Origin of the sequence: Streptomyces sp. NPDC048442 (genome assembly GCF_040651475.1) — a bacterium.
Taxonomy (GTDB): Bacteria; Actinomycetota; Actinomycetes; order Streptomycetales; family Streptomycetaceae; genus Streptomyces.
In genome coordinates this window covers 1-13000 of the sequence record NZ_JBEZKB010000030.1, presented here as the reverse complement: position 1 = coordinate 13000, position 13000 = coordinate 1, and the positions used below count along the sequence as shown (strand labels likewise).

The 13000-nt window shown below is 71.4% G+C and carries 12 protein-coding genes; 9 read left to right on the top strand and 3 right to left on the bottom strand.

All coding sequences use genetic code 11. From position 1 onward, the window contains the following. The first annotated feature begins 131 nt into the window (after positions 1-131). The 8 genes from AB0D18_RS33335 (at position 132) to AB0D18_RS33300 (ending at position 8827) form a co-directional block, all read left to right on the top strand. Positions 132-1100 (top strand): NADPH:quinone oxidoreductase family protein, encoded by a 969-nt coding sequence (locus tag AB0D18_RS33335; RefSeq protein ID WP_362427206.1) that lies wholly within the window; start codon positions 132-134, stop codon positions 1098-1100. Next, on the top strand, positions 1097-2278 hold the full coding sequence (locus AB0D18_RS33330; RefSeq protein ID WP_362427204.1) for an acyl-CoA dehydrogenase family protein: 1182 nt from the start codon (positions 1097-1099) through the stop codon (positions 2276-2278). The genes AB0D18_RS33335 and AB0D18_RS33330 overlap by 4 nt, the downstream gene beginning before the upstream one ends. Further along, the gene (locus AB0D18_RS33325) at positions 2275-3435 is read left to right on the top strand and encodes an acyl-CoA dehydrogenase family protein (RefSeq protein WP_362427201.1); all 1161 of its coding nucleotides are present in this window, start codon (positions 2275-2277) and stop codon (positions 3433-3435) included. The genes AB0D18_RS33330 and AB0D18_RS33325 overlap by 4 nt, the downstream gene beginning before the upstream one ends. A gap of 157 nt (positions 3436-3592) precedes the next feature. After that, the gene (locus AB0D18_RS33320) at positions 3593-5194 is read left to right on the top strand and encodes an ABC transporter substrate-binding protein (protein WP_362427198.1); all 1602 of its coding nucleotides are present in this window, start codon (positions 3593-3595) and stop codon (positions 5192-5194) included. Between the two features lie 53 nt (positions 5195-5247). After that, the gene (locus AB0D18_RS33315; protein WP_362427400.1) at positions 5248-6213 is read left to right on the top strand and encodes an ABC transporter permease; all 966 of its coding nucleotides are present in this window, start codon (positions 5248-5250) and stop codon (positions 6211-6213) included. Then, the gene (locus tag AB0D18_RS33310; protein WP_362427195.1) at positions 6206-7102 is read left to right on the top strand and encodes an ABC transporter permease; all 897 of its coding nucleotides are present in this window, start codon (positions 6206-6208) and stop codon (positions 7100-7102) included. Before AB0D18_RS33315 ends, AB0D18_RS33310 begins: the two co-directional genes overlap by 8 nt. A gap of 104 nt (positions 7103-7206) precedes the next feature. Continuing rightward, positions 7207-8166 carry an ABC transporter ATP-binding protein gene (locus AB0D18_RS33305; RefSeq protein WP_362427397.1) on the top strand — a complete coding sequence of 320 codons (960 nt, stop codon included), beginning with the start codon at positions 7207-7209 and terminating at the stop codon, positions 8164-8166. Beyond that, positions 8159-8827 carry an ATP-binding cassette domain-containing protein gene (locus AB0D18_RS33300; protein WP_362427193.1) on the top strand — a complete coding sequence of 223 codons (669 nt, stop codon included), beginning with the start codon at positions 8159-8161 and terminating at the stop codon, positions 8825-8827. Before AB0D18_RS33305 ends, AB0D18_RS33300 begins: the two co-directional genes overlap by 8 nt. A gap of 110 nt (positions 8828-8937) precedes the next feature. Here the strand turns inward: AB0D18_RS33300 and AB0D18_RS33295 are convergent, their stop codons facing one another. After that, positions 8938-9291 carry a hypothetical protein gene (locus AB0D18_RS33295; RefSeq protein ID WP_362427190.1) on the bottom strand — a complete coding sequence of 118 codons (354 nt, stop codon included), beginning with the start codon at positions 9289-9291 and terminating at the stop codon, positions 8938-8940. Between the two features lie 165 nt (positions 9292-9456). Here AB0D18_RS33295 and AB0D18_RS33290 point away from each other — a divergent pair, with 165 nt between their 5' ends. Continuing rightward, positions 9457-10344 (top strand): phosphatidylinositol-specific phospholipase C/glycerophosphodiester phosphodiesterase family protein, encoded by an 888-nt coding sequence (locus AB0D18_RS33290; protein ID WP_362427187.1) that lies wholly within the window; start codon positions 9457-9459, stop codon positions 10342-10344. Between the two features lie 104 nt (positions 10345-10448). Here the strand turns inward: AB0D18_RS33290 and AB0D18_RS33285 are convergent, their stop codons facing one another. Continuing rightward, on the bottom strand, positions 10449-10823 hold the full coding sequence (locus AB0D18_RS33285) for a DUF779 domain-containing protein (protein ID WP_362427184.1): 375 nt from the start codon (positions 10821-10823) through the stop codon (positions 10449-10451). A 109-nt stretch (positions 10824-10932) separates the two neighbouring features. Then, positions 10933-12582, bottom strand: a complete 1650-nt coding sequence (gene pgm, locus AB0D18_RS33280; protein ID WP_362427182.1) for a phosphoglucomutase (alpha-D-glucose-1,6-bisphosphate-dependent) — start codon at positions 12580-12582, stop codon at positions 10933-10935. Positions 12583-13000 lie beyond the last annotated feature (418 nt).

Genomic DNA, 13000 nt, shown 5'->3' with positions numbered 1-13000 from the left:
CAGCTCCGTTTCCGGACGGGGCTGCCGCGCTTTGTCGTACCAGCGCTCCCTGAGCCCCTTCCCGACAGGGCAAGCGACCGCTTAGTATGCACGTGCACGGTACTGCCGACGACAGCGCGTGGAGGCCCTTGATGCAGGCATGGCGAGTGCACGAGAACGGCGAGCCCGGCGAGGTGATGCGTCTCGAAGAGGTCGACCGGCCGGTCCCCGGCGACGGGCAGCTGCTGCTCAAGGTGCGTGCCGCGAACATCAACTTCCCCGATGCGCTGCTCTGCCGCGGCGAGTACCAGATCCGCCCGCCGCTGCCCTTCACCCCGGGCGTCGAGATCTGCGGCGAGACCGAGGACGGGCGCCGCGTCATCGCCAACCCGGCGCTGCCGTACGGCGGTTTCGCCGAGTACGTCGTCGCGGACGCGGCAGGGGTGCTGCCCGCGCCCGATTCCCTCGACGACGCACAAGCGGCCGCCCTGCACATCGGCTACCAGACGGGGTGGTTCGGCCTGCACCGGCGCGCACACCTCCAGGCGGGGGAGACCCTCCTGGTGCACGCGGCGGCGGGCGGCGTCGGCAGCGCCGCCGTCCAGCTCGGCAAAGCGGCGGGCGCCAAGGTCATCGGCGTCGTCGGCGGCCCCGACAAGGCGGCGGTCGCGCGAGAGTTGGGATGCGACGCCGTCATCGACCGCCGCACGGAGAACGTCATCGGCGCGGTGAAGGAACTCACCGGCGGGCGCGGCGCGGACGTCGTCTACGACCCGGTCGGCGGCGACGCGTACACCCAGTCCACCAAGTGCATCGCCTTCGAGGGCCGGATCGTCGTGGTCGGCTTCGCCAGCGGCACGATCCCGGCGCCCGCGCTCAACCACGCCCTCGTGAAGAACTACGCGATCCTCGGCCTGCACTGGGGCCTCTACAACACCAAGGACCCCGCCGCGATCACCGCCTGCCACGCCGAGCTGACCCGGCTCGCGACCGAGGGTGCCATCAAGCCGCTGATCAGCGAGCGCGTCCCGCTCAAGGACGCGGCCGCCGCCGTCCAGCGGGTCGCCGACGGCCGTAGCACCGGCCGTATCGCCGTCGTGCCCGAAGGGAGCACCCGATGACCGACGCCGCCGAACTCCGCACCCGTACAAGGGAATTGCTCGCCGCGCACCCGCCTGCGTCCACCGGCCGCACCGACTTCCTCAAGGCGCGCTTCGACGCCGGGCTCGCCTGGGTGCACTACCCCGTCGGTCTCGGCGGACTCGACGCACCGCGCGACCTCCAGGCCGTCGTGGACGCCGAACTCGATGCGGCGGGCGCCCCCGACAACGACCCCCGTCGCATCGGCATCGGCCTCGGCATGGCCGCCCCGACGATCCTGAAGTACGGCACCGACGAGCAGAAGCAGCGGCTGCTGCGCCCGCTGTGGGTCGGCGAAGAGGTGTGGTGCCAGCTCTTCAGCGAGCCGGGCGCGGGCTCCGACCTCGCCGCCCTCTCCACCCGCGCGGTGCGCGACGGCGACAGCTGGGTGGTCAACGGGCAGAAGGTCTGGACGTCCAGCGCACATGTCGCCCGCTGGGCGATCCTGGTCACCCGCACCGACCCCGACCAGCCGAAACACCGCGGCATGACGTACTTCCTGTGCGACATGAGGGACCCCGGTGTGGAGGTGCGGCCGCTGCGCCAGATCACCGGCGAGGCCGAGTTCAACGAGGTCTTCCTCAGCGACGTACGCATCCCGGACAGCATGCGGCTCGGCCCGGTCGGGGAGGGCTGGAAGGTCGCCCAGACGACCCTGATGAATGAGCGCGTCTCCATCGGCGGCTCCCGCATCCCCCGCGAGGGCGGCATGATCGGCCCCGTCGCCAGGACCTGGCGCGAACGGCCCGAACTGCGCACCCACCCCCTGCATCAGCGGCTCCTGGAGCTGTGGGTGGAGGCCGAGGTGGCCAGGCTCACCGGGGAGCGGCTGCGCCAGCAGCTCGTCGCGGGCCAGCCGGGCCCCGAGGGCTCCGGCATGAAGCTCGCCTTCGCCCGCCTCAACCAGGAGATCAGCGGCCTGGAGGTCGAACTGCGCGGCGAGGAGGGCCTGTTGTACGACGACTGGACCATGCGCCGCCCCGAACTCGTCGACTTCACCGGGCGCGACGCCGGGTACCGCTATCTGCGCTCCAAGGGCAACTCCATCGAGGGCGGCACCTCCGAAGTGCTGCTCAACATCGTCGCGGAACGCGTTCTCGGCCTGCCCTCCGAGCCCCGCACCGACAAGGACGTCGCCTGGAAGGACCTCGCCCGATGAACCCGACGAACCCTTCGAGCCCGACGAACCTTTCGAATCCTACGAATCCGGCGGCCGAGCCGCACAAGCCCGACCTGCTGTACTCCGAGGCGGAGGAGGACCTCCGATCGGCGGTGCGCGCCCTGCTCACGGACCGCAACGACCCGGCCCGGGTCGTCGTACGCGCCGAGGAGGGCATCCCGTACGACGCCGGACTGTGGAAGGCACTGGCCGCGGACATGGGCGTCGCAGGGCTGCTCGTGCCGGAGGAGCTGGGCGGGCAAGGGGCCTCGCACCGTGAAGCCGCTGTGGTCATGGAGGAGTTGGGGCGCTCTGTCGCCCCCGCGCCGTACCTCACCAGTTCCGTGGTGGCCACCCAGGTGCTGCTGGCCTGCGACACCGGAAAGCCGGAAGTGGTGGAGCTGCTCGGCGACCTGGCATCGGGGCGGCGGACCGCGGCACTGGTGGCGAGGTTCGCCGCGGGCCCCGACGACTTCCGGCTGCGGCCGGGCCTCGACGGGACGCTGCCCGGAGTCGCGGATGCCGCGACCGCCGACGTCCTCCTGGTCCCCACCACCCAGGGCCTGTACGCCGTTGACCGGGCCGGGGACGGGGTGGCTGTCGCACCGCAGATCCCGCTCGACCTCACCCGCCCGCTCGCCACGGTCCACCTCGACGGGGCGGCCGGCACCCTGCTCGCCGACGCGGCGCAGGGAGAGGCAGCCGTCCGCCGAGGCCTCGTCGCAGGCGCCGGACTCCTCGCCTCCGAGCAGCTCGGCCTCGCCGAATGGTGTTTGGAGGAGACCGTCCGCCACACGAAGGAGCGCCACCAGTTCAACCGCCCCGTCGGCTCCTTCCAGGCACTCAAGCACCGCATGGCGCAGCTGTGGCTGGAAGTCGTCTCCGCCCGTGCGGCCGCCCGCAACGCCGCCGACGCACTGGCGGCGGGCAGCCCCGAAGCGCCCCTCGCGGTGGCGGTGGCGCAGGCGTACTGCGGGAAGGTCGCGGTGCACGCCGCGGAGGAGTGCGTACAGCTGCACGGCGGAATCGGGATGACCTGGGAGCATCCGGCGCACCTCTACCTGAAGCGTGCCAAGGCGGACTCGATCGCGTTCGGGACCTCCGGAGCGCACCGGGAGGCCGTGGGGCGACTGGTCGGACTACCGGCCCCGAGCTGATCCGCTGCCCGGCTGACGCGCGCCCCCGCTACCCCGCTGACCTGCGTCGCTGTCCTGCCTCCGAGGGAGGCGGGGCAGCGCGCACCCCTTGACGTGTTGTTTAATTGCGAGCTGCTTGCAATAACAGCCGATCTTCAAAGAGGGGTGTGGGGAGTCCATGACGGCCCGATCGATACGCGCGGTGACCGCCGCGACGCTGGCCGGAGCCCTGGCCATGACCGCTGCGGCCTGTTCCAAGCCGGGCGGCTCCGCCGGGTCCTCCGACGGCGCCAAGGACTCCGCGGTCGTCGGCATCGCGTACGAACCGGAATCCCTCAGCCCGCTCCTCGGGTACGGCAAGGACGGCAACTCCAAGATCTTCGACGGGCTGCTCGCCTTCGACGGGGACATGAAACTGCGGCCCGCGCTCGCCGCCGAACTGCCGAAGGTCTCCGCCGACGGACTGACCTACACGTACAAGCTGCGCCAGGGCGTGAAGTTCAGCGACGGCTTGCCCTTCAGCGCCAAGGACGTCGTCTTCACGTACGAGACGATCCTCGACAAGTCGACCAACAACGCCGCCAAGACGGAGCTCGACGCCGTCAAGAGCGTCAAGGCCGAGGGCGACAGCACGGTCGTCTTCACGCTCAAGTACCCGTACGCGCCGTTCGCCGAGCGCACCGTCCTGCCGATCGCCCCCGAGCACATCGCGGGCAAGCAGGACGTGAACAACGGGGCCTTTACCACCCGGCCCATCGGCACGGGCCCGTACGTCCTGACGAAGTGGACCAAGGGCGACAAGCTCAGCTTCAAGGCCAACCCCGACTACTGGGGCGGCGCCCCCGCCGTGAAGAAGTTCACGATGGCGATCATCAAGGACGACGACGTCCGTGCCACCCGGCTGCGCAGCGGCGACCTCGACGGCGCGATCCTGCCGCCCAACCTCGCCAAGGCCGTCCAGGCCGAGAACAAGAAGCGCGAGACGTACGCGGCGAAGTCCTTCGACTACCGCACCGTCACCCTCCCCACCCACAACAAGGTCGCCGGTGACCCGGCGGTCCGGCGTGCTCTTGATGTCGCGGTGGACCGCCAGGCCATGGTCGACAAGATCCTCGAAGGTGCCGGGAAGCCCGCGTACGGTCCCGTCCCGACCGACAGCCCCTGGTTCGCCAAGGGCACCGAGCGCACCCACGACCTCGCCGGGGCGAAGAAGATCCTCGACGACGCCGGGTGGAAGCCGGGCGACGACGGCATCCGCGTCAAGGACGGCGTGCGCGCCGAATTCCCGCTCTGGTACCTCTCCGGCGACAAGCTCCGCCAGGACCACGCCCTCGCCTACGCGTCCGATGCCAAGAAGGCCGGCATCGACATCAAGACCCAGGCGGGCACCTGGGAGGTCGTCGAGCCGCGGATGAAGACCGACGCGGTCCTCGCGGGCGGCGGATCTCCCGGCGACCCCGACTTCGACCAGTACACCCTGCTCAAGTCCTCCCTCGGCGGCGACGGCTTCAACAACATGGCCTGGTACGACAACAAGGCCGTCGACACCGCCCTGGAAGCCGGCCGCCGTACCAACAAGGACGCCGAGCGCAAGGCCGCGTACACAGCCGTCCAGCAGGAGCTCGTGAAGAACCCGGGGTACACCTTCCTCACTCACATCGACCACCTGTACGTCGTCAACGACACCTGGGACGGCCTGTCCACCCAGGTGGAGCCGCACGACCACGGCCTGGCCTCCGGCCCCTGGTGGAACGTCGAGGACTGGAAGCCGAAGAAGTGACCGAGGCCGTGACCGAGGCAGCCGGCGGCCGTCGCGGGCTCCCCTGGGGGCCGATGGCGCGGATGGCGGGGCGGCGACTGCTGTTCGCCGCCCCCGTCCTCCTCGCGGTGACCTTCGGCGTCTTCGCCGTCGCCGCGGCCTCCCCCTTCGACCCCGTCAAGGCCTACGCGGGCACCGCCGGCCTCACCTCCTCACAGGCCAACCTCGACCAGCTGCGCGCCAACCTCGGCGTCGACCAGCCCCTGGTGGCCCGCTGGTGGAACTGGCTGACCGCCGCCCTCACCGGCGACCTCGGCGACTCCGGCGTGATGCGCCAGAGCGTCCTCGACGTCATCACCGAGCGCCTCGGCTGGTCCACGCTCCTTGCCGCCACCGCGTTCCTGATCGCGATCCTGCTCGGCACGACGCTGGGCGTACTGGCCGCACGCCGCCCCGGCGGCTGGCTCGACCGGTGCGCGAGCTCCGCCGCGTACACCCTGGAGGCGGCGCCCGCCTTCTGGCTCGGGCTGCTCGCCATGTGGTTCTTCGCCCTGAAGCTGGGCGTGCTGCCCGCGGGCGGACTCACCGACACCGACAGCGACGTCATCACCTTCGGACAGGTCGCCTCCCACCTGGTGCTGCCCGCCGTCGTACTCGGCGTCACCCAGCTGCCGTGGTTCTTCCTGTACGTGCGTCAGGGCGTCGCCGACGCGCTGGAGGAGGACCCCGTACGGGGAGCACGTGCGCGCGGCACCAGCGAACGCACCGTGCTGTTCGGGCACGCCCTGCGTTCCGGGATGCTGCCGATGCTCACCCTCGTCGGCTCGCGCGTGCCCGAACTCATCACCGGCGCACTCCTCGTCGAGACGGTCTTCAGCTGGCCCGGCATCGCCGCCGCCACCGTGCAGGCCGCCACCGCCGTCGACTTCCCGCTGCTCGCCGCACTGACCGTGCTCGCCACGGCAGCCGTCCTCGCGGGCAACCTGCTCTCCGACGTCCTGTACGGACTCGCCGACCCGAGGGTGGGCTTCGATGGCTGACCTCGTCAAAGACCGCACCGCATCCGGCCCCGTCGAGTGGCGCGCCCACGGCCGCACCCGCCGCTCCACCCGTACGATCCGCGTCCGCACCTCCGCGGTGCTCGTCGCGGCAGTGGTGCTCGCCGTGCTCGTCGTGCCGCCGCTGGCCCAGCTCGACGAACAGGCCGTCGACCTCGCCCTCAAGCTCCAGCCACCCTCCCCGGCGCATCCCTTCGGCACCGACGACGTCGGCCGCGACCTGCTGCTGCGCTGCGTCTACGGACTGCGGGTCTCCCTGCTCGTGGGTCTCGTCGCCGCTCTCGTCGCCACCGTCATCGGCACGGCGGTCGGCGCTGCGGCGGCGGCCTTCGGCGGCTGGACCGACCGCGTCGTGATGCGCCTGGTCGACACCTTCTCCTCGGTGCCGCACCTGCTGCTCGGCATCTTCATCGTCGCCATGTTCCGGCCCGGGGTGTGGCCGGTGATCGTGTCCGTCGCGCTCACGCACTGGCTGTCCACCGCCCGTATCGTCCGCTCCGAAGTGCTGTCGCTGCGCTCCCGCCCGTACATCGACGCGGCGGTCTCCGGCGGCGCCTCGCGGTGGCGGGTCGTCGTCCGGCACCTGCTGCCCGGGGTGATGCCGCAGGCGGCGCTCGCGGCCGTCCTGATGGTGCCGCACGCCATGTGGCACGAGTCGGCGCTGTCCTTCCTCGGCCTCGGCCTGCCCAGCCACCAGGCCAGCCTCGGCAACCTCATCCAGTCCGCCCGCAGCTCACTGCTGGCGGGGGACTGGTGGCCGACGCTCTTCCCCGGCCTCTTCCTGATCATCCCCACGCTCGCGATCGCGGGCCTCGCCGGTGCCTGGCGGGAACGGATCAACCCCCGCCGCCGATCGGAGCTGATGCTGTGAGCACCCGTCCGCCGCAACCCCCGGCACCTCTTGAGGCGGCCGCGACACGGGCCACCGACACCGTGCCCGTGCTCGCCGTGCGCGACCTCTCGGTACGTTTCCGGATGCGCGGCGGTCGGCACGTCGCCGCCGTCACGGACGCCTCCTTCGACCTTCCGGCGGGGGAGTGCCTGGCCCTCGTCGGCGAGAGCGGCTGCGGAAAGTCCGTCCTCGCCTCCGCCCTCCTCGGGCTGCTCCCCGGCAACGCCCAGACCGCGGGCCGGGCCCTGCTCGGCGACACCGACCTGCTCACCGCCGACGAGAAGACCCTCGCCCGCACCGTACGGGGACGGCGCATCGGCCTCGTGCCGCAGAGCCCCGCCGCCCACCTCACCCCGGTACGGACGGTGGGTGCGCAGCTCGGCGAAACCCTGCGCGAGCTCACCGGGACCCGTAAGCCGGACGTCCCCCGCGCGGTGCGGGCGGCGGCCGAGCGGGCCGCGTTCCCCGCCGACCACCTGAACCGCTATCCGCACGAACTGTCCGGCGGGCTCGCCCAGCGCGCCGCGACCGCCCTCGCCCTCGTCGGCGACGCCCCTCTGCTGCTGGCGGACGAGCCGACCACAGGGCTCGACCGCGACCTGGTGAACCGCACCGTCGACGAACTCCGCCGGCACGTCGACGACGGCCACGCCCTCTTGATGATCACCCACGACCTGGCGGCGGCCGAGCGCATCGCCGACCGCATCGCCGTCATGTACGCGGGCCGCATCGTCGAACTCACCGACGCCAAGGCCTTCTTCGGCACCCCAGGGCCGCGTCACCCCTACGCGCGCGGGCTGCTGAACGCCCTCCCGGAGCGGGAGTTCACGCCGATCCCCGGCCTGCCCCCCGAACTGGGCGACCTGCCGGCGGGCTGCGCCTTCGCGTCCCGCTGTCCGCGGGCGGCCGAAGTCTGCGCCGTACAGCCGCAGTTCACGGACGGCATCGCCTGTCACCACCCGTCTCCTCTACCGCTTCCGTCGCACCCGTCGCTTCCGTCGCACCCGTCGCATCCGTCGGCCGAGGAGCCCGCCCGTGCTTGAACTCGCCTCGATCACCGCCGGATACGAGCGCGGCCTGCCCGTCGTACGGGACGCGAACTTCACCGTCGCCCCCGGGGAGTCCGTCGGGCTGCTCGGCCCCAGCGGCTGCGGCAAGTCCACGCTCGCCCGGGTCGCCGCCCTGCTGCACCGCCCGGACGCGGGCACCGTCACCCTCGACGGTGCGCGCGTAGAGGGCTGGCGGCACCGTGCGCCGCGCGAACAGCGCACCGCGATCGGCGTTGTCTTCCAGCAGCCGAGGCTCTCCGCCGACCCCCGGCTGCGGCTGCGCGACCTGATTGCCGAACCCCTGCGGGCGACCGGACGGCGGGACGAAGTCGCGAGCCGTGTCGCGGAGTTGAGCGACACCGTGGGTCTCGGCGCCGACCTGCTGGGCCGCCGCCCGCACGAGGTCAGCGACGGGCAGCTGCAACGCGCCTGCCTGGCACGCGCGTTGGTGCTGGAACCCCGCTGGCTGGTGTGCGACGAGATGACGGCGATGCTGGACGCCTCGACGACGGCCGCCCTGGTGGCGGTCGTCGAGGACTACCGCAGCGCACGTGGCGCCGGGCTCCTCACGGTCGGGCACGACCGGGTGCTGCTGGAGCGCTGGTGCGACCGCACGGTGCGCTGGGAGGACGTGGCCACCGCGCCTGTGGACTGAGCAGGTGCTCAAGCGGGCAGCTGCTTGAACCGACTGAGCGAGTGCTCAAGCCGGTTGAGCGCTCGCTCAAGCCCCTTGAGCGGGTGCTCAACCGCACTCCGGGCGGGTGCTCAGGCCTCGTTGGGGTTGCTCGGCTTGCCCTGTACGGCGTCCAGGCAGCCCCGTACCCACGCGGCGGGGGAGTCGTCCGCCTTCTTCCCCGCGGTGCGCGCCGCGCGCTCGCACCCCCCGGCGATGGCGTCGGCCACCACGCTGCCGTCACGGTCCGTCTTGCGGAGCTGTGTCCCGTCGTAGTACCCGGCCCCGTAGGCGACGTTCATCGGCCACAGGGGCTCGTTGTTGAATCGTGAGACCAGTACCCAGGCGGCGGTGCCGAGCACCACTGCGGCGACCACGGCTGCGATTGCCAGGTTCTTGCGGCGCGGGCCGCGGACATGGGTGGACACATCACCTGTGAGGACCATGTGAACAGGGTGACAGACGCTTCGCACGCCTGATCCACCGGGTCCGCCCGGTGACCGCCGGTCGAACATGGCGCGAACTCGCGTGCGCACCCCTGCCGTTCGGCCCCCTCCCTGACGGATACTCGCCGAGTCCCCGAGCAGCCCCGCCGACCCCGGAGCCTTTGCATGTCCCTCACCACGCGACGTACCGCAGCAGCCACCCTCGCAGGAGCGCTGGTCGGCGCCGCGGGATGGGCGAGCACCCTGCCCGCATCCGCGCACCTCCCGGCCGCCGCCCCGAAGGCGAAGCGCCCGTCCGGGCCCCGGCCCCTGCGCCGCGCCCACGCCCACAACGACTACGAGCACCCGCGCCCGCTCCACGACGCCCTGTCGCACGGCTTCACCAGCGTCGAGGCCGACATCTACCTGGTCGACGGCCAACTCCTCGTCGCCCACGACCCGGTGGACCTCGACCCGGCGCGCACCCTCGAAGCGCTCTACCTCGACCCCTTGGCTGCCCTGGTCAAGGCACACCACGGCACCGTCCACCCCGGCGACCACCGGCCCTTCCAACTGCTCGTGGACATCAAGACGCAGGGCGCCGAGACCTACCTCGCACTGCACCGGGCACTGCAGCCCCACCGGCGGATGCTCAGTACGTACCGCGACGGCAGGGTCCGCCAGGGCGCAGTCACCCCGGTAGTCTCCGGCGACCGCGCGGCGCGCACCCCGATGGAGGCGCAGCGCACCAGGTACGCCTTCTACGACGGCCGGCTGGACGACCTCAACGCGGCGGCGTCCGCCTCGTTCATCCCGCTGATCAGCAGCAGCTGGACGGAGAGCTTCAGCTGGCTGGGCACCGGCCCCTTCCCGCGCACGGAACGCGACACACTGCACGCCCTCGTCCGCACCGCCCACCGCAGGGGGCAGCGCGTCCGCTTCTGGGGCACGCCCGACGTGCCGGGCCCGGCCAGGGAAGCCCTCTGGCGCGAGCTCCTGGCGGCCGGCGTCGACCACCTGAACACGGACGACCTGGCGGCGCTGGAGAAGTTCCTCAGGACGTACGACCGGTAGGGACGTACCACCGGGAGGGACGTACGACCGGCAGGGACGCACCACCGGCAGGGACGTACCACCGGGAGGGCCGGTACCCGAACTCGCCCTGCCCGCAGCCGGGTTCAGATCAGGCGGGACCTGATCAGGAAGCGCACCCCCTCCGGAGCCTCCAGGGAGAATCCGGAGCCGCGCCCCTCGACCACGTCGACGATCAGCCGGGTGTGCCGCCACACCTCGTACTGACTTGTCGACATCCAGAACGGTACGGACTCCTCGACGCCCTCCACCGCGAGGGACGCGAGGAGCACGTCGGAGCCACCGGTACGGAACTCGCCGTCCAGGTAGCACATGGGCGCGCTGCCGTCGCAGCAGCCGCCCGACTGATGGAACATCAGCGGGCCGTGGGCGTCCCGCAGTCGTCGCAGCAGGCCGGCGGCTGCGGGTGTCAGTTCCACGGGTGCGGCTTCCCTGGGTGTGGTGCCGGGGACGGAACTCATGATGTGCGGCCCCTCTCGCGTGCGGTGGATGGTGCGGCTGTCCCGTTCAGCTTCCCTGCTGAACGGGCCGGCCGACACCCCGCGTCCCGCCTTGGTTCGGGGCCTGAATTCAGCCCGCGTCGGCCGCCAGCGCCGCCGAGACGACCGCCTTCGCCTCCTCCTGGACCCGGCCGAGGTGCTCGGTGCCGTGGAAGGACTCGGCGTAGATCTTGTACACGTCCTCGGTGCCGGAGGGGCGGGCCGCGAACCAGGCGTTCTCTGTGGTCACCTTGATGCCGCCGAGCGACGCGCCGTTGCCGGGGGCCGAGGTGAGGACCGCGGTAACCGGCTCGCCCGCGAGGGTGTCGGCGCCGACCTGCTGCGGCGACAGCCTGCCCAGTACCGCCTTTTCCTCGGGGGTGGCGGCCGCGTCGATCCGCGCGTACGCGGGTTCGCCGAACCGCGCCGTCAGGTCCGCGTAACTCTGCGACGGCGTACGCCCGGTGACCGCCAGCATCTCCGAGGCGAGCAGCGCCAGGATGATGCCGTCCTTGTCGGTCGTCCACACCGAGCCGTCCCGGCGCAGGAAGGACGCCCCGGCCGACTCCTCGCCACCGAAGCCGAGCGAACCGTCTGCGAGTCCGTCCACGAACCACTTGAAGCCCACCGGCACCTCGACCAGCGTGCGGCCGAGGTCACCGGCCACCCTGTCGATCATCGACGACGAGACGAGTGTCTTGCCGACACCGGCGGAAGCCGCCCACCGGTCGCGGTGCGCGAACAGGTAGGAGATCGCCGCGGCCAGGTAGTGGTTGGGGTTCATCAGCCCGCCGTCGGGGGTGACGATGCCGTGCCGGTCGGCGTCCGCGTCGTTGCCCGTGGCGATCTGGAAGCGGTCCCGCTGCTCGATGAGCGAAGCCATCGCGTACGGCGACGAGCAGTCCATCCGGATCTTGGCGTCCCAGTCCAGCGTCATGAACCGCCAGGTCGGGTCGGTCAGCGGATTGACCACCGTCAGGTCGATGCGGTGCTGCTCGGCGATGCGCCCCCAGTACGCGACGGACGCCCCGCCCAGCGGGTCCGCCCCGATGCGCACCCCGGCGGCGCGCACGGCGTCCAGGTCGAGGACGGCGGGCAGGTCGGCGACGTACGTGCCCAGGAAGTCGTAGCGCCCCGTCGTGGCGGCGGTCAGGGCGCGCGCGTACGGGATGCGCCGCACGCCCTTGAGGCCGCCGGCGATCAGCTCGTTGGCCCGGTCCTGGATCCAGCCCGTGGCGTCGGAACCGGCGGGGCCGCCGTTCGGCGGGTTGTACTTGAAGCCGCCGTCTGCGGGCGGGTTGTGCGACGGGGTGACGACGACGCCGTCCGCGAGAGAGGCCGTACGTCCCTTGTTGTACGCGAGGATCGCGTGCGACACCGCGGGGGTGGGCGTGTAGCCGTCCGCCGAATCGATCAGCACCCGCACGTCGTTGGCGGCGAACACCTCGACCGCGGTGACCTTCGCGGGCTCCGACAGGGCATGCGTGTCCGCGCCCAGGAACAGCGGTCCTTCAATGCCTTGAAGGGTGCGGTACTCGCAGATCGCCTGGCTCGTGGCGGCGATGTGGTCCTCGTTGAAAGCGGTGTTGAGCGAAGAGCCCCGGTGACCCGAGGTGCCGAAGGCCACCCGCTGGCGGGGCTCGGCCGGATCAGGGTGGAGCGCGTAGTACGCGGTCACCAGCCGGGCGACGTCGACGAGATCGTCCGGCCGGGTCTGCTGTCCCGCTCGTTGGTGCGGCATCCGCCCGTTACCTCCATGTTGTGTCGCAATGCGGTCGGCACATTCTCCCGGACCGGCGGGGCTGATTGCACGCACACATGTTCTCGCTGGTGGGGGAGGTGTGCGAGGTGATGCGGTGGGGTAGCAGGGCCACTGTCGACAAGTGGAATACCGCGGTAAATGGGTGGAAACTCGTCGAAGAGTCACAGAAGTGCAGAGTCACCGAAGTGCAGAAGTACAGACAGAAGTACAGAACGACAGCACAGTCGAACGTGAGGAGAAGCGCCATGTCGTCCAAGCGCCGCCGCAAGAAGAGGGCACGTCGCAAGAACGGTGCCAACCACGGCAGCCGCCCCCAGAGTCATGATCACGGGCCGCAACAAGCGCGCTCTCGAGGACCACTTCGACCGCAACTACGAGCTGGAGTCGGCCCTCACCA